This is a genomic window from Streptomyces sp. NPDC053432 (assembly GCF_055585365.1).
Genome location: NZ_JBVJKF010000006.1, coordinates 99,607 through 116,315, shown reverse-complemented (window position 1 = coordinate 116,315; position 16,709 = coordinate 99,607). Strand labels below are relative to the sequence as shown.

Here is a 16,709-nt window from a genome sequence, read left to right as displayed (position 1 = left end):
GAGACCATCATGACCACAGTGATCAAGGCTCCGGGCGAATCGGCCGCGGAGCGGTCCGGCGGAACCGGACGGGCGAAGGAGCGGGACGGACGCCGCTCCGAGGGCGTGGTCCTCAACGTCTTCTCCCACGGCTTCCTCGTCCTCTGGGCGATAATGATCGTGCTGCCGCTGGTCTGGCTCGCCCTCGGCGCCTTCAAGACCGACGCGCAGATCGGCGGCTCGGCCCTCAGCTGGCCCTCGAACTGGCATTTCGACGCCTTCGGCCGGGCCTGGACCAAGGGCATCGGCGGCTACTTCGCACACACCCTCATCGTGCTGGTGTTCTCGGTCCCGCTGACCATGCTGTTCGGCTCCATGGCCGCGTACGTGCTGGCCCGCTACCCCTTCCCCGGCAACCGGGTCATCTACTACTTCTTCGTCAGCGGCGCGATGTTCCCGGTGTTCCTGGCGCTCGTACCGCTGTTCTTCATGGTCAAGCGCTTCGACATGCTGAACACCTACCAGGGCCTGATCCTGGTGTACGTCGCGTACTCGATGCCCTTCACCGTCTTCTTCATGCACTCGTTCTTCCGGACGCTGCCGACGGCGATCCACGAGGCGGCCGTCATCGACGGGGCCTCCGACACCCGGATCTTCTTCCAGGTGATGGTGCCGATGGCCAAGCCCGGCCTGATCAGCGTCGGGATATTCAACGTCCTGGGCCAGTGGAACCAGTACATCCTGCCCGCCGTGCTGATGCAGCCGCAGAACAGTGCGGACCCCGAGCGCTACATGCTCACCCAGGGCCTGATCCAGCTCCAGTACCAGATGGGCTACGAGACGGACCTGCCGGTGCTGTTCGCCGGCGCCACCATCGCCATCATCCCGATGCTGGCGGTCTACCTCTCCTTCCAGCGCCAGATCCAGGCCGGACTGACCTCGGCGACGCTGAAGTAGCCCCGCGTCAGGAGCCGTCGGCGGCCTTCCGGAGCTCGTACACCCGGCCCGCACCCGGACGGCCGAAGTCCCGCAGGAGCCGGGGCTCCCGGGCGGTGCCGCCGACGGTCCACGCGGACCAGGAGCACTCCGGGATGCGGACCCGGACCTCCTGGGTCCGGGCGTCGCGACCGCGCTCGTACGACCAGGTGCCGGAGCCCGAGCACCGCCGCGACGGGCCGCTCGGATGGTCGTCCGGGGCGTGTTCGCCCACGCCGTCGGCCGTGACCCGGCCGTCCGGGGTGAACACCAGCCTTCCGCTCGTGTGGTCCACCCAGGTGCCCGGCACGGTCTCCGGGCCGATCACCGGAGGCTCGTAGGCGGGCAGCAGGCCGACGGCGAGGCCCAGACCGCCGAGCAGGCCCGTCCCCGCGACCACGGCCGCGCCCCACAGCGCCACTCGCCGGCCCAGTCCGCTCACCCGGGGCCGGGCGATCAGGGCCCCGAGGGAGAGCGACGCCGTGGCCTCGGCCCAGAAGACCAGGACGGTCCGCGTCTCCACGTGGTTGTACGCCGCGAAGGCCCAGATCGGGGGCGCCACGACGGCCGCGACCGTCAGCGGCACCCACCACCACGACTCGCGGCCGCCGGCCCGGCGGCCGATCAGGCCGGCCAGTGCCACCGCCGGCAGCACGAAGACCAGCGACAGCAGGAACGCGACCACCGCGACGATCATCATGAAGTTGATCAGGGCGGCCGTGACGTGGGTCCAGTCGACCGGACGGTCCGCCGGCGGCTGCGTCCGGACGTACAGCAGGCCCACCACGACGGCGAGTGCGACCTCCAGCCAGCCCACCATGGTCGAGACCAGCAGGATCCGTCCGTACGACCGTTTCTGATGCACGGTCATTCCCCCCTCGTGGCACGGCGGACGGACACGGCCGCCCGGCCCGCAGCGTCGGATCCATACTGCCAGCCGGGCTGAACGTGTTCAATTCATTCTCAGAGCCAGGTGCCGAACCTGCGGATGTACCAGGTCTTCACGAACTGGGTCAGCGTGCAGTACGCGAGGAGCACCCCGGTCAGCCACGGGAAGTAACCCGCCGGCAGGGCGACGAAGCCCAGTGAGGAGGCCAGCGGCGAGAAGGGCAGCCAGAGCCCGGTCAGCACCGCGAGGACCGTCATCACCATCACCGGCCAGGAGGCGCGGGACTGGATGAAGGGGATCTTCCGGGTGCGGATCATGTGGACGATCAGGGTCTGCGAGAGCAGGCCCTCGATGAACCAGCCGGACTGGAAGAGGGACTGGCTCGCCGCGCTGTCGGCGGCGAAGACGTTCCACATGATCACGAACATCGCGATGTCGAAGACGGAGCTGATGGGGCCGATGGTGACCATGAAGCGGAGGATGCCCTTGGCGTCCCAGTTGCGGGGCTTGCGCAGGTACTCCTCGTCCATCCGGTCCCACGGCGTCGCCAGCTGTGCGATGTCGTAGACCAGGTTCTGGACCAGCAGCATGATCGCGAGCATCGGCTGGAACGGGATGAAGGCACTCGCCACCAGCACCGAGAAGACGTTGCCGAAGTTCGACGAGGCCGTCATCTTGATGTACTTGATCGTGTTGCCGAAGGTGGTGCGGCCCTGGAGGACGCCCTGCTCCAGGACGGTCAGGTCCTTCTCCAGCAGGATGATGTCCGCCGACTCCTTGGCGATGTCGACGGCCGTGTCCACCGAGATGCCGACGTCGGCGTCGCGCAGCGCCGCCGCGTCGTTGATGCCGTCCCCGAGGAAGCCCACCGTGTGCCCGCCCGCCTGCAGGGCCCGTACGATCCGGGCCTTCTGGACCGGGTTGACCTTGGCGAAGACCGTCGTACGGGCGGCCAGTTCGCGCAGTTCCGTCTCGTCGAGGCGGTCGGTCGAGGCGCCGAGCACCACCTGGCCGACGTCGAGGCCGACATCGGCGCAGACCCGGGCGGCCACGAGCTCGTTGTCCCCCGTGACCACCTTCACCGCGATGCCCTTGTCGGCGAGCCCGCGCAGGGCCCGGGCGGCGTCGGCCTTCGGCGGGTCGAGGAAGGCGAGGAAGCCGACCAGGGTCAGCCCGTCCTCGTCGGCGACCGTGTAGGTGTCGCGCGGGCTGTCGACCGTACGGGTGGCGACGGCGAGCACGCGCAGGCCGCGGCGGTTGTTCTCCTCGGCGATCCGGGTGACGTGCCACCGCAGCTGCTCGGTCAGCTCGACCCTCTCGCCCCGGTCCCGCATGTGGGTGCAGAGGTCCAGGACCTCTTCGACCGCCCCCTTGGTGATCATGACGTGTTCGGGGCGGCCGCGGTCGCCCACCAGGGACCTCCGGTCCAGCACGACGGACATCCGGCGCCGGGCGAAGTCGAAGGGGATCTCGTCGACCATCGAGAAGCGTGCGTCGACGACAACCTCCTCGGCCTCGCCCACGCGGTCGATGACCGCCCGGTCCATCAGGTTGCGCAGGCCCGTCTGGAAGTGCGCGTTGAGGTAGCCGTACTCCAGGACTTCGTCGTCCTCGTCGCCGTGCACGTCCAGGTAGCGGTCGAGGACGATCCGGTCCTCGGTGAGCGTGCCGGTCTTGTCCGTGCAGAGCACGTCCATCGCGCCCAGGTTCTGGATCGCGTTCAGCCGCTTGACGACCACCTTGCGCCTGGCCATGGCGACCGCGCCGCGCGCCAGGTTGGCGGAGACGACCATCGGCAGCATCTCGGGGGTCAGCCCGACGGCGACGGCGATGCCGAAGAGGAAGGCCTCGTCCCAGTCGCCCTTGGTCAGGCCGTTGATCATGAAGACCACGGGGACCATGACCAGCATGAAGCGGATCAGCAGGAAGCTGACCCTGCGCACGCCGGTGTCGAAGTTGGTCTGCGGGCGCTCCCCGACGAGCGAGCCGGCCATCGAGCCGAAGTAGGTGTCGGAGCCGGTGGCGACGACGACTCCGGTGGCGGTGCCGGAGGTGACCGAGGTCCCCATCAGGCAGAGGTTGTCGGCCTCGACCGGGTCGGTGGTCTCCCGCTGGCCGAGGTCGTCCGCGCGGGTGTCGGCCTTCGGGACGGGCAGGGACTCCCCGGACAGGGCGGCCTGGCCGACCATCAGGTCCTTGGAGGCGATCAGCCTCAGGTCGGCCGGGATCAGGTCCCCGGCGGCCAGCCTGACCACGTCGCCCGGGACGACCTGGTCCATCGGCACCTCGGAGGTGGTGGGCGCGGACCCGCTGCCGGCCCGGCGCTGCACCGCGCAGGTGGTGGTGACGAGCCTCTTCAGCGCGTCGGCGGCCCGGCCCGAGCGGTACTCCTGCCAGAAGCGCAGCAGCCCGCTGATCCCCACCATCACGGAGAGGATGACGACGCCCGGATCCGCCGGGTCCTGCCAGTACATGACGGCGGCCAGGAAGACCAGGACGCCGATGAAGGGGTTCCAGTACGCCTTCCCCAGCTGGACGAACCAGGCGGGGGTGCGCTCCTGGGCGACGGTGTTGGCGCCGTGGCGCTCCAGGCGCACCGCGGCCTCGGCGGCGGTGAGGCCGTCCAGGGAGGAGTCCACGTCCTGGAGCACCAGGGAGCGCGGGCGGGCGCTGAACCCGGCGAGGCGCTCGCCGGCGAGCCGGGTACGGGACTCCAGCTCGGCGGCCTTGCGCTCGCGGCGGGTCCGGCCCGGCGGCGCGAGCTTCGCGGGGGTACGAGGGGTGAGCACGGTCATGGCGAATACCTCCCTCCACGTGTCCGGGCAGCGCGGAGCCGAGCGGTCACGTGGAGTGGTCATGGGTCGGCGCGGAACGGCACGTGAGGCCGCGGGCGGCGCCGGTGGGCATGGGTGACACAGGCCTGACAGGACAGTCAGGGCATGCGGAGGGAATACTGAGGAGCACGGAAGCGCGGCGTACCGCGGCCGTGCGCAGCTCGATGAAAGGTCAGCCGATCACAAAGGGTCAGCGGACAGGAGCGCAGCGAAGACTTCGATCGGGACTCATCCCGAACACCTCCTCGCGCAGCGCCGTCAAGACATGGCGCCCGATCCGGCCGGAAAGGCCGCAGAGGACCGGCGCCTCGTCGACCGTAACACGGTCACGGCGGTCGGTTCTCTCCCCCTTTTGACCAGTACTGGCCGATTCGTGGTGCGTCACCCTCTTGACGGGCCGATGCGCAAAGGCTCGACTTAAGGTTCACAAGTTGGAGACGCCGGGGTCTCGGGGCGTGAAGCCGCGACGGTTCCGGCCGGGGGGCGACGCTGGCCGTCGCTTATGGGCAGGAGTGGATGAGTCGTGCAGACTCCCGGATCGCAGTCCTCACTGCATCGCGCGAATCTCGAACGGGTCGTGCGGGCGGTGCGGCTCTCGGGTTCGCTGACCCAGGCGGAGATCGCCCGCACCACCGGACTGTCGGCGGCCACGGTCTCCAACATCGTCCGGGAACTCAAGGACGGCGGGACCGTCGAGGTCACGGACACCTCGGCCGGCGGCCGGCGGGCGCGCAGCGTCTCGCTGAGCGGCGACGCGGGCATCGTCATCGGCGTCGACTTCGGCCACACCCACCTGCGGGTGGCGGTCGGCAACCTCGCGCACCAGGTGCTGGCCGAGAAGGCGGAGCCGCTGGACGTCGACGCCTCCTGGACGCAGGGCTTCGACCTGGCGGAATCGCTGGTCGGGCGGCTGGTCGCGGACATAGGTGTCGGCCTGGAGAAGGTCATCGGCGTGGGACTCGGCGTCCCCGGCCCGATCGACGTGGAGTCCGGGACCCTGGGATCGACCGCGATCCTGCCCGGCTGGGCGGGCATCAACCCCCGCGAGGAGCTCGCGCGCCGGCTAGGGGTGCCGGTCTACGTGGACAACGACGCGAACCTCGGGGCCCTCGGTGAACTCGTATGGGGGAGTGGCCGGGGAGTGAAGGACCTCGCCTACATCAAGGTGGCCAGCGGCGTGGGCTCCGGCCTGGTGATCAACGGGCAGATCTACCGCGGACCGGGGGGCACCGCGGGCGAGATCGGGCACATCACGCTGGACGAATCGGGCCCGGTCTGCCGCTGCGGGAACCGCGGCTGCCTGGAGACGTTCGCCGCGGCGCGGTACGTGCTGCCGCTCCTCCAGGGCACGCACGGGCCGGAGTTGACGATGGAGCGGGTGGTCGAGCTGGCCCGCGGCGGGGACCCGGGCTGCCGCCGGGTGATCACGGACGTGGGCCGCCACATCGGCAGCGGCGTGGCCAGCCTGTGCAACCTCCTGAACCCGAGCCGGGTGGTGCTGGGCGGATCGCTGGCGGACGCCGGTGAACTCGTCCTGGCCCCCATCCGTGAATCAGTGGGGAGGTACGCGATTCCGAGCGCCGCACGGCAATTGTCCGTGCTCACGGGCTCCCTGGGCGGCCGCGCGGAGGTGCTGGGCGCGCTGGCCCTCGTCCTCAGCGAGATGGGCGATTCGACACTTTTGTCGGACCATGGAAGTGGAGTGCGAGCTCCCGCCGTCTTGCCTTCAGGTAGATAACGGATGGCACCGTTGTCATCTCGTTAAGGATTCACTCCTTGACGGCAAAACGCGGCCGGGGTTGACTCACATCCACCTCGGCCGCAGGGTTGCGGCCTCGTCAGGGAGGTTCAAGTAATGAACACGCGTATGCGCAGAACCGCGGTTGCCGTCGCCGCCGGTGCCATGGCCGTCTCGCTCGCCGCCTGTGGCAGCGCCAAGGAGGCCGGAGGCGGGACCAAGGAGTCCTCCGGCGCCGCGGCCGGTGACGCGATCAAGGTCGGCCTGCTTCTGCCCGAGAACCAGACCGCGCGCTACGAGAAGTTCGACAAGCCGCTGATCGAGAAGCAGGTCAAGGAGCTGACCGGCGGCAAGGGAACGGTCGTCTACGCGAACGCCAAGCAGGACGCGACCACGCAGAACTCCCAGGTCGACACGATGATCACCAACAAGGTGAACGTCCTGATCATCGACGCCGTGGACTCCAAGGCCATCGCCGGCTCGGTCAAGAAGGCCAAGGACGCCGGTATCCCGGTCGTCGCCTACGACCGCCTGGCCGAGGGCCCGATCGACGCGTACACCTCGTTCGACAACGAAGAGGTCGGCAAGGTCCAGGGCAAGGCGCTCCTGGAGGCGCTGGGCGACAAGGCCAAGGACGGCCAGATCGTCATGATGAATGGTTCCGTCACCGACCCGAACGCCGCGCTGTTCAAGAAGGGCGCGCACTCCGTCCTCGACGGCAAGGTGAACATCGGCAAGGAGTACGACACCGTCGAGTGGAAGCCGGAGAACGCCAACACCAACATGGCGGGTGCCCTCTCGGCGCTCGGCAAGGACAAGGTCATCGGCGTCTACTCCGCCAACGACGGCATGGCCGGAGGCATCATCACCGCCCTCAAGGCGGCCAACCTCTCCCCCCTGCCCCCGGTCACCGGTCAGGACGCCGAACTCGCCGGTGTGCAGCGGATCGTCGCGGGCGAGCAGTTCATGAGCGTCTACAAGCCGTACGCCCCCGAGGCCGAGGCCGCCGCGAAGATGGCCGTCGCCCTCGCCAAGGGCGAGAAGGCCGGCGGTACCTCCACGGTCGACAGCCCGTCCGCCAAGGGCATCGCGTCCGTGCTGATCCCGGTCGTCTCGCTCACCAAGAACAACATCAAGGACACCGTCGTCAAGGACGGCGTCTACACGGTCGACGAGATCTGCACCGACAAGTACGCGGCCGCCTGCGCCTCCCTCGGCCTGAAGTAAGGCCCCCGCCGCCTCCCCTGCGGGAGGCCGGCCCCCCACGTGTCCGGCGCTCCGCGCCTTCTCCCCCGCCATGCGCGGGGCGCCGGACATCCCCTCGTTCCCCCATTCGCCCCGCTCCTGCTCTTTTGCACGACATCCCCGCCGGTCAGGCGGCGAAGGAGATGGTTCATGTGTCCGCTGCGCCCGTGCTGGCGTTGCGAGGGGTCTCGAAGCGGTTCGGCGCCGTTCAGGCCCTGACCGACGTAGAACTCGAGATCCACTCCGGTGAGGTGGTCGCCCTGGTCGGCGACAACGGCGCCGGCAAGTCCACGCTGGTCAAGACGATCGCCGGCGTGCACCCCATCGACGACGGCGTCATCGAGTGGGAAGGCCGCCCGGTCTCCATAGGCAAGCCGCACGACGCCCAGAACCTGGGAATCGCGACGGTCTACCAGGACCTGGCGCTGTGCGACAACATCGACGTCGTCGGCAACCTCTTCCTCGGCCGCGAGCTCAAGCGCCGCGGTGTCCTCGACGAGGTGGAGATGGAGCGCCGCGCCCGCGAGCTCCTGACCACCCTGTCCATCCGGATCCCCAGTGTCCGGATCCCCATCGCCTCGCTCTCCGGCGGTCAGCGCCAGACCGTGGCGATCGCCCGCTCCATGCTGGGCGAGCCGAAGCTCGTCATCCTCGACGAGCCGACCGCCGCCCTCGGCGTCGAGCAGACCGCACAGGTGCTCGACCTGGTGGAGCGGCTGCGCGAGCGCGGCCACGCCGTCATCCTCATCAGCCACAACATGGCCGATGTGAAGGCCGTCGCCGACAAGGTGGCGGTTCTGCGGCTGGGCCGCAACAACGGCGTCTTCAAGGTCGCCGAAACCTCGCAGGAAGAGATCATCTCCGCCATCACCGGAGCCACGGACAACGCCGTGACCCGCCGGGCGGCCCGCACCGGGGAGGCCGGCAAGTGAGCACCCAGAACCCCGCCACCGATCCACTGGGCAAGGGCCCCGTCGACGGGCACCAGCACATCGACCCGGTCAACCCGGCGGCCGCTCACGACGCGATCCCGGCCGTGGACCCCCGTCTGCTCGTCAGGGAAGAGGGTCTCGCCGGGTACGTCGGCGAGTTCAAGCGCAGGATGAAGGCCGGCGACCTGGGCTCCCTCCCGGTCGTGATCGGTCTGATCATCATCTGGTCCATCTTCCAGAGCCTGAACTCGAACTTCCTCTCCCCCGAGAACCTCAGCAACATCGCGATCACGATGACCGCCACCGGCATGATCGCCATCGGCATCATCTTCGTGCTCCTGCTCGGCGAGATCGACCTCTCGGTCGGTTCCGTCAGCGGCGTCTCGGGCGCGATCGTCGCGGTCCTCGCCGTCACCCACGGCGTGAACGAGTGGCTGGCGATCCTGGCCGCCATCGCCGGCGGTGCCCTGATCGGCTGCATCCACGGCTTCTTCTTCGCCAAGGTCGGAGCTCCGGCCTTCGCCGTCACCCTGTCGGGCCTGCTCTTCTGGCTGGGCGCGATGCTGCAGATCCTCGGCAGCAACGGCACGATCAACATCGACTCCGACGGCGTGGTCGGCCAGCTGACCACGTACTTCTTCTCGGACGTGGCCGTCGCCTACGGGCTGGCCGCGCTCGCCGTGGCCGGCTACTTCATCGCGGCCTTCCTCGACGCGAGGCGACGCGACGCCGCCGGGATGCCCTCCCGGCCGCTCGCCGAGATCCTGCTGCGCACCGGCATGCTCGCGGTGTTCACCTTCGGCCCCGCCGTGGTGTTCAACCAGTACAAGGGCCTGCCGCTCGCGGTGGTGCTGTTCCTGCTGGCCCTGGTCGTCACGGACTTCGTGCTGCGCCGGACGACCTTCGGGCGAAACGTTTTTGCGCTCGGTGGCAGCGTCGAGGCCTCCCGTCGCGCGGGCATCAACGTCACCCGGATCCGGATCACGGTCTTCGCGATCTCCAGCACCTTCGCTGCCATCGGCGGTCTCTTCTGGGCCTCCAAGATCGCGGCGGCCAACCAGAGCGCCGGCGCCGGCGACCTGCTGATGAACGTCATCGCCGCGGCCGTCATCGGCGGCACCAGCCTCTTCGGCGGCCGGGGCCGGACCTGGAACGCCCTCCTCGGCGTGATGGTCATCATCTCGATCCAGTACGGTCTGGCCCTGGAGGGCATCGCCACTCCGATCCAGTACATGATCACCGGTGCGGTGCTGCTGGCGACCGTGGTCATCGACTCGGTCACCCGCAAGACGCAGAAGACGGCCGGACGCGCCTGACGGTCACCCCGCCGACGCGCCCGACAGCACATGCCCGGTGCCACCACGTGTGGCGCCGGGCATCTGTGCGTACATATGTACGTACGTCTGTGCGGGTATACGCCCGTATGTGAGGTATGACTTCACGCAGGTGCGTCCATGTATGACAAAGGCGTGACTCGGGCGGGACGGCCCGATGACCGCATCCGCGAGCGGAACATTAGACTCGACAGACCAGCAAGCAACTGCAAGGAGGCACGGGTGCTGCTGACCCGCATCAAGGGACCGCGCGATCTGGACCGGCTCAGCCAGGAGGAGCTCGAACAGCTCGCCGCCGAGATCAGGTCCTTCCTCGTCGACGCCGTCTCCAAGACCGGCGGGCACCTCGGCCCCAACCTCGGTGTGGTCGAACTGACGATCGCCCTGCACCGGGTCTTCGACTCGCCCAAGGACAAGGTCCTCTTCGACACCGGCCACCAGGCCTACGTCCACAAGCTGCTCACGGGCCGCCAGGACTTCGGCAGCCTGCGCGCCAAGGGCGGCCTCTCCGGCTACCCCTCGCGCGCCGAGTCCGACCACGACGTGATCGAGAACTCGCACGCCTCCACCGTGCTGGGCTGGGCCGACGGCATCGCCAAGGCCAACGAGGTACTCGGCCGCGAGGACCACCACGTCGCCGCCGTCATCGGCGACGGCGCGCTCACCGGCGGCATGGCCTGGGAGGCGCTGAACAACATCGCCGCCGCCAAGGACCGCCCGCTCGTCATCGTGGTCAACGACAACGAGCGCTCGTACGGCCCCACCATCGGCGGCCTCGCGAACCACCTGGCGACCCTGCGCACCACGGACGGCTACGAGCGTTTCCTCGCCCGCGGCAAGGACCTGCTGGAGCGCACCCCGGTCGTCGGCAAGCCCCTCTACGAGACCCTGCACGGCGCCAAGAAGGGCCTCAAGGACTTCATCGCCCCGCAGGGCATGTTCGAGGACCTGGGCCTGAAGTACATCGGCCCCATCGACGGCCACGACATCGAGGCCCTGGAGTCCGCCCTGCAGCGCGCCAAGCGCTTCAGCGGTCCGGTCATCGTGCACTGCCTCACGCAGAAGGGCCGCGGCTACACCCACGCCGAGCAGGACGAGGCGGACCGTTTCCACGGCATCGGCCCCATCCACCCGGACACCGGTCTGCCCGTCAGCACCGATGCCGCCAGCTGGACCTCCGTCTTCGCCGACGAGATGGTCCGGCTCGGCAAGGAGCGCAAGGACATCGTCGCCATCACCGCGGCCATGCTCCAGCCCGTCGGCCTGAAGAAGTTCGCGGACGCCTACCCCGACCGCATCTTCGACGTCGGCATCGCCGAGCAGCACGGCGCCACTTCGGCGGCGGGCCTGGCGACCGGCGGCGCCCACCCGGTCTTCGCGGTGTACGCCACCTTCCTCAACCGCGCCTTCGACCAGGTCCTGATGGACGTGGCCCTGCACAAGTGCGGGGTCACCTTCGTGCTGGACCGCGCCGGTGTCACCGGCACCGACGGCGCCTCCCACAACGGCATGTGGGACATGTCCATCCTCCAGGTCGTCCCGGGCCTGCGGCTCGCCGCCCCGCGCGACGCCGAGCAGCTGCGCGCCCAGCTCAACGAAGCCGTCCTGGTGAAGGACGCGCCGACCGTGGTGCGCTTCTCCAAGGGCGTCGTCGGCCCGGCCGTCCCGGCCGTCGGCCGGATCGGCGGCATGGACGTACTGCGCGCCCCGGCGCCCGAGGTCACCAGTCCGGACGTACTGCTCGTCTCGGTCGGTGCGCTCGCCCCGATGTGCCTGGAAGTCGCTGACCTCCTCGACAAGCAGGGCATCTCCTGCACCGTGGTCGACCCCCGTTGGGTCAAGCCGGTGGACGAGGCGCTGGCGCCCCTGGCGGACCGCCACCGCGTGGTCGTCACCGTCGAGGACAACGGCCGCGCCGGCGGCGTGGGCTCGGCCGTCGCACAGGCCCTGCGGGACGCGGGCGTCGACGTACCCCTGCGCGACTTCGGCATCCCGCAGCGGTTCCTCGACCACGCGACCCGCAAGGAGGTCATGGCCGAGATCGGGCTGACCGCCCCGGACATCGCGCGCCAGGTCACCGGCCTGGTGGCCAAGCTGGACGGCCGCTTCGACAGCGAGCCGGCCGCCGCCGTCGACTAGGCCGGACGGCGGCCCCTAGATCGCCGCGCGGTTGCACGTCACGGGCCGGGAGATCACTCTTGAAGAGTGGGCCTCCCGGCCCGTTCGCGTGCGTCGACACCTGTTCGGAGGTGTGTCGGTGAGCAGGGATATCAACAGCCCCTTCCGCACCAAGACGGTGGAGCAGTCCATCCGTGACACGGAGGAGCCGGAACACGCGCTCCGCAAGTCGCTCTCCGCCTGGGACCTGACGGTGTTCGGTGTGGGTGTCATCATCGGCACCGGCATCTTCGTCCTCACGGGCATCGCGGCCCGCAACAACGCCGGCCCGGCCACGTCCCTCTCGTTCGTGGCGGCCGGTATCGTCTGCGCCCTCGCGGCGCTCTGCTACGCCGAGTTCGCGTCCACCGTGCCGGTGGCCGGTTCGGCGTACACCTTCTCGTACGCCTCGATCGGCGAGCTGCCCGCATGGATCATCGGCTGGGACCTGGTGCTCGAATTCGCGCTGGGCACCGCGGTGGTGGCGGTCGGCTGGTCCGGCTACGTGCGCCACCTCATGCACACCAACCTGGGCTGGGACCTGCCCACCGCGCTGTCCGGCCCGGACGCGGGAGGCAGCTTCGACCTGCTGGCCTTCCTGCTGATCCTGGCGCTGACCGCGATCCTGGTCGTCGGGACGAAGCTCTCGGCCCGCATCACCGCGATCGTGGTCGCCATCAAGGTCACCGTGGTGCTGCTCGTCATCATCGCGGGGCTGTTCTTCATCAAGGCCGACAACTACTCGCCGTTCATCCCGCCGGCCCAGCCGCAGGAGGCGGGCGGCGACCTCCATGCGCCGCTGGTCCAGCTGCTGTTCGGCTACGCACCGACCAACTTCGGTGTGATGGGCATCTTCACGGCGGCCTCGCTCATCTTCTTCGCCTTCATCGGCTTCGACGTCGTGGCGACCGCCGCCGAGGAGACGAGGAACCCCCAGCGGGACATGCCGCGAGGCATCCTCGGCTCGCTGTTCATCTGCACCTTGCTCTACGTCGCCGTGACGATCGTGGTCACCGGCATGCAGAAGTACTCGGAGATGTCACCGACCGCCCCGCTGGCCGAAGCCTTCAAGTCGGTGAACCAGCCCTTCTTCTCCGGTGCGATCAGCCTCGGTGCGGCCGTCGGCCTGATCACCGTCAGCATGATCCTGCTGCTCGGCCAGACGCGTGTGTTCTTCGCGATGAGCCGTGACGGACTGCTGCCGCGCACCTTCTCCGTCACCCACCCCAAGTACCGCACGCCTTACCGGGCGACGATCCTGCTCGGCGTGATCATCGCCGTGGTAGCCGGCTTCACCAGCCTGGAGAAGCTCGCGGAACTGGTGAACATCGGCACGCTGTTCGCCTTCGTGCTCGTCGCCCTCGGCGTGATCATCCTGCGCCGGACCAGGCCCGACCTGCACCGGTCGTTCCGCTGCCCCTGGGTGCCGGTGATCCCGATCCTGTCCATCCTGGCCTCGCTCTGGCTGATGCTCAACCTGCCGGCCGAGACGTGGATCCGCTTCGGCGTGTGGATGGTGATCGGCATCGTCGTGTACTTCCTGTACGGACGCAGCCACAGCCGCCTCGGCAAGGTCGGCCAGGAAGCGAAGTTCTAGAGAGGGGCGGGCCGGGCGCGCCCCACGCGCGAGAGCCGGCCGTACGGGTCGTCCGTACGGCCGGCTCTCGTGTGCGCGGGGTACGGCCGTCAGCCGGTGCCCTTGGCGGGGGAGTCCTTCGCGGAGGCCGGGATCTTCTGGTCGTTGCGCAGGGCCTCCCACAGCTGGGTGGCCTGCGGCTCGGCGACGACCACGCGGTTCTTGTCCACCTTGTCGTAGGCGACCGGCAGCATGATCGTCTCCATGGTGTCCGGGTCCACGCCCTTCATGCTCTTGGCGAAGTCGGCCAGCGCGGTGAGGGAGGCGAGATCGGAGTCGGTGGTCAGGGACTTCGTGCCGGCGTCGGCGAGCTTGTAGAGGCGGGCCGGGTTGCCGAAGGCGTCCTGGTTCTTGATCTCCTTCAGCATCGCCATCATGAAGGTCTGCTGGAGGCTGATACGGCCGAGGTCGCTGCCGTCGCCGTAGCCGTAGCGGGTACGGACGAACTTGAGGGAGTCGGTGCCGTTCAGCCGGTGCTCGCCCGCGTCCAGCTTGAGCCCGCCCTTGGCGCCGCTGATCGGCTTGTCCAGCTTGACGGTCACGCCGCCGAGCGCGTCCACCAGGCCCTTGAAGCCGGCGAAGTCGACCACGACGAAGTGGTCCACGCGGACCCCGGACATCTGCTCCACGGTGTTGACCACGCAGGCCGGGCCGCCCACCGGGAAGATGCTGTTGAACATCACGCGCTTCTGGGACGGCAGTGCCTTGCCGTCCTCGTCCTTGCACTCGGGCCGGGTCACCAGGGTGTCGCGGGGGATGCTTATCGCGGTCGCCTTGGAGCGGCCCTCGGGTATGTGGATCAGCATCGTGGTGTCCGAGCGGGCGCCGCTGACGTCGCCGTGATCGAGCTCACCGTTGGCCCCGGCCCGGGAGTCGGAGCCGAGCACCAGGACGTTCTGCGCGCCGGCTACCACCTTCTGGGGACGGTTGTCGCCGATCGCCTTGTCCAGGTCGACGCTGGAGATGTTGCCGTCGAGGTGGCTGTACGCCCACCAGCCGGCGCCGGCCGTGCCCAGGAGCAGCAGGACGAGCACGAGGAGCACGATTCTCAGCACGCGCCGCTTGCGAGGGCGTGCTCCGCCGTCGTCGGTCCGGCGGCGACTGGGTGCGGCGGTGTCTTGGGTCATACTGCTCGAATCCTTGGGAGGCCTGGGCGGACGCAGGTGGGGTGATCGTCCGGATGCCGCTGCACTATAAGCAGATTTCCGAGTCCAACGGGAGAGCGCTTATCGTCCTCCTGGTCTGTCGTGAAGCGGAAATCCCGGAGTCCGAGAGGTGTCAAGGAGGAGGAGAGGAAGCCATGGCCCGAGCAGCCAGACGTCGTTCGCGACGGGGCGAGGCGTCCCGTGAGCCGCTGACCGGTACCGGCCCGCAGCCGGGCCGGACGGCCCCGGTGGCCATCGTCGTGGCCGGGCCGGCGGATGCCGTTCCCCTCATCCACTCCGAACCGCCCGGCTCCGTGATCGAGATCATCTGCTTCGACCACGGTGACGCCGAGTACCGCGCGATGGAAGAGGCCGTCGCGCAGGCGCGGCGGCGCGGGTGCACCTTCCCCGGAGAACCGTTCTTCCTCGACGCCGAGGCGGGCGACCTCACCGGCCAGATCCTCGACGCACTGCACGAGATCGGGCCGCTGCGGGTGCGGACCCTCGATCCGGATCCCGTGCACGACGACGTCGACCTCGAGCGCCAGGTCCCGATCGTGACCGAGCCGGTGGTGCGCGGCCAGGTGGCCCGCAGTGCCCTCAGGGCCGCCCGCCGCTACCAGCTGGACGTCGGGACGCCGGTCTTCGTCGACTGCCGCAGGGCCGGCGCACAGGCCGGCCTGCCGTCCCAGGCGTGCACCCGCTACCCCCTTCCCACCCAGTGGCTGTCGGCAGGCACGGACGGACGGCTGACCGCCTTCCTGCCCACGGCCGCCGGCGTCGTCCGCTGGACCGAGGGGGCCACTGAGGCGGAGGGCTGGCGGGGGCCCGAGCTGCTCGACGGTCCGGAGCTGATGCCCGGCCTGACCGTGCTGCGGGGTCCCCAGGGCTACGCCCATCTGATCGGCCTGAGCCGGACCAAGCGCAAGGAGGGCGGGGTCGACGTCGCAGTGGTCTGCGCCACCCAGTACCAGACGGGCCGGCCCGTCGGGACGTGGCTCGAGATGGGCAATCCCAACGCCGCGGGCTGGCGGAAGGCCCGCGAGGTCGGATTCCCCGCCGCCGCCTTCGACGCCAAGGGGACCCTGCACCTCTTCGTGCGCAACTTCGGGCACAGCGTCAGTACACGGAGGCAGGCGCCATCGGGCGGCCTGTCCGGCTGGGAGACCCTGAGCGGCCTGAGGGTGGCCGACGAGCTGACGGCCTTCGCGGCGCCGGAGGGCGGCGTGCACATGGTGGCGAGGGCCCGCGACCTCCAGGCCGCCGTGCACTGGTACCGGCGGGACACGAGGTCCGAGTGGACGGAGAACCGCCAGATCCCGGTGAACCCGTACCCGGGCAGCCTGTCGGCGGCCCCCGAGTCCGGCCTGGTGCGCTTCCGCTACGCGGGGACCAACGAGGTCTGCGTCTGGTGGCCGGGCGCGCAGGCGCCCATCGGTCTGGGCGGGCCGGACGGGGTCGGTCCGGTGGCCGGGGTGGTGGGTGCCGACATCCAGGGGTGGGGCTGCACCGTGCTCGTGCGCGGCGGCGCCGGGGCGGTCACGGCCATCGGAGCCCACCCGGACGGTAGGCCGGACACGGGTGTGTGGTGGTCCCAGACGGGGGAGCCTTCGCTGGTGCCACCCGCTGCGGCGTTCGACAGCAGAGGCCGTGTGGTGATCGCCACAGTCGGTATGGACGGAAAACTCCGTGTCACACGCCAACAACTGGTGTCCAATGGCCTGGAGTTCACTGCTTGGAGTGTCCAGTAATAGACGTTTGGTGGCGCTCTTTGACACTTTGAGTACTGGCTGTGACCGGATCTCGCTTGTTATGGTCACGAGGCGCCTTTTACTTAAACCATAT

11 protein-coding genes are annotated in these 16,709 nt (G+C 69.3%); 8 read left to right on the top strand and 3 right to left on the bottom strand.

The features are described 5' to 3' along the window. Window positions 1-9 precede the first annotated feature (9 nt). Window positions 10-936, top strand: a complete 927-nt coding sequence (locus ACZ6Y1_RS12720; RefSeq protein WP_469626906.1) for a carbohydrate ABC transporter permease — start codon at window positions 10-12, stop codon at window positions 934-936. A 7-nt stretch (window positions 937-943) separates the two neighbouring features. On the opposite strand, the gene ACZ6Y1_RS12715 is transcribed toward ACZ6Y1_RS12720, so the two are convergent. Together ACZ6Y1_RS12715 and mgtA are read right to left on the bottom strand one after the other, a co-directional pair. Next, complete coding sequence (locus ACZ6Y1_RS12715) at window positions 944-1,825, bottom strand: hypothetical protein (RefSeq protein WP_469626903.1); 882 nt, start codon at window positions 1,823-1,825, stop codon at window positions 944-946. A 92-nt stretch (window positions 1,826-1,917) separates the two neighbouring features. Then, entirely contained in the window at window positions 1,918-4,638 is a 2,721-nt protein-coding gene (mgtA, locus tag ACZ6Y1_RS12710; protein WP_469626900.1) for a magnesium-translocating P-type ATPase, read from the bottom strand. 562 nt (window positions 4,639-5,200) lie between these two features. On the opposite strand from mgtA, the gene ACZ6Y1_RS12705 reads away from it, so the two are divergent. From ACZ6Y1_RS12705 to ACZ6Y1_RS12680, 6 genes are all read left to right on the top strand, one after another. Next, a complete protein-coding gene (locus tag ACZ6Y1_RS12705) occupies window positions 5,201-6,415 on the top strand; it encodes an ROK family transcriptional regulator (protein WP_469626897.1) in 1,215 nt (404 codons plus the stop codon). A 117-nt stretch (window positions 6,416-6,532) separates the two neighbouring features. After that, window positions 6,533-7,642, top strand: coding sequence for a sugar ABC transporter substrate-binding protein (locus ACZ6Y1_RS12700; protein ID WP_469626894.1), 1,110 nt, complete (start codon window positions 6,533-6,535; stop codon window positions 7,640-7,642). Between the two features lie 161 nt (window positions 7,643-7,803). Beyond that, window positions 7,804-8,592 (top strand): ATP-binding cassette domain-containing protein, encoded by a 789-nt coding sequence (locus tag ACZ6Y1_RS12695; RefSeq protein WP_469626891.1) that lies wholly within the window; start codon window positions 7,804-7,806, stop codon window positions 8,590-8,592. A gap of 26 nt (window positions 8,593-8,618) precedes the next feature. Beyond that, complete coding sequence (locus ACZ6Y1_RS12690; protein ID WP_469627455.1) at window positions 8,619-9,908, top strand: sugar ABC transporter permease; 1,290 nt, start codon at window positions 8,619-8,621, stop codon at window positions 9,906-9,908. A 240-nt stretch (window positions 9,909-10,148) separates the two neighbouring features. Further along, window positions 10,149-12,065 (top strand): 1-deoxy-D-xylulose-5-phosphate synthase, encoded by a 1,917-nt coding sequence (gene dxs / locus ACZ6Y1_RS12685; RefSeq protein WP_469626887.1) that lies wholly within the window; start codon window positions 10,149-10,151, stop codon window positions 12,063-12,065. Between the two features lie 118 nt (window positions 12,066-12,183). Further along, complete coding sequence (locus tag ACZ6Y1_RS12680) at window positions 12,184-13,680, top strand: amino acid permease (protein WP_469626883.1); 1,497 nt, start codon at window positions 12,184-12,186, stop codon at window positions 13,678-13,680. An 89-nt stretch (window positions 13,681-13,769) separates the two neighbouring features. Here the strand turns inward: ACZ6Y1_RS12680 and ACZ6Y1_RS12675 are convergent, their stop codons facing one another. Further along, window positions 13,770-14,846: an LCP family protein gene (locus ACZ6Y1_RS12675; protein WP_469626880.1), complete on the bottom strand. Its 1,077-nt coding sequence runs from the start codon at window positions 14,844-14,846 to the stop codon at window positions 13,770-13,772. 173 nt (window positions 14,847-15,019) lie between these two features. Here ACZ6Y1_RS12675 and ACZ6Y1_RS12670 point away from each other — a divergent pair, with 173 nt between their 5' ends. Next, complete coding sequence (locus tag ACZ6Y1_RS12670) at window positions 15,020-16,615, top strand: PLL family lectin (RefSeq protein ID WP_469626877.1); 1,596 nt, start codon at window positions 15,020-15,022, stop codon at window positions 16,613-16,615. Window positions 16,616-16,709: the final 94 nt, after the last annotated feature.

What these genes read in the sequence shown, in the direction of transcription:
- ACZ6Y1_RS12715 (WP_469626903.1), bottom strand. Translation starts at nt 1,825, where the DNA reads ATGACCGTGCATCAGAAACGGTCGTACGGACGGATCCTGCTGGTCTCG.
- ACZ6Y1_RS12720 (WP_469626906.1), top strand. Translation starts at nt 10, where the DNA reads ATGACCACAGTGATCAAGGCTCCGGGCGAATCGGCCGCGGAGCGGTCC.
- ACZ6Y1_RS12670 (WP_469626877.1), top strand. Translation starts at nt 15,020, where the DNA reads ATGGCCCGAGCAGCCAGACGTCGTTCGCGACGGGGCGAGGCGTCCCGT.
- ACZ6Y1_RS12700 (WP_469626894.1), top strand. Translation starts at nt 6,533, where the DNA reads ATGAACACGCGTATGCGCAGAACCGCGGTTGCCGTCGCCGCCGGTGCC.
- ACZ6Y1_RS12695 (WP_469626891.1), top strand. Translation starts at nt 7,804, where the DNA reads ATGGTTCATGTGTCCGCTGCGCCCGTGCTGGCGTTGCGAGGGGTCTCG.
- ACZ6Y1_RS12675 (WP_469626880.1), bottom strand. Translation starts at nt 14,846, where the DNA reads ATGACCCAAGACACCGCCGCACCCAGTCGCCGCCGGACCGACGACGGC.
- mgtA (WP_469626900.1), bottom strand. Translation starts at nt 4,638, where the DNA reads ATGACCGTGCTCACCCCTCGTACCCCCGCGAAGCTCGCGCCGCCGGGC.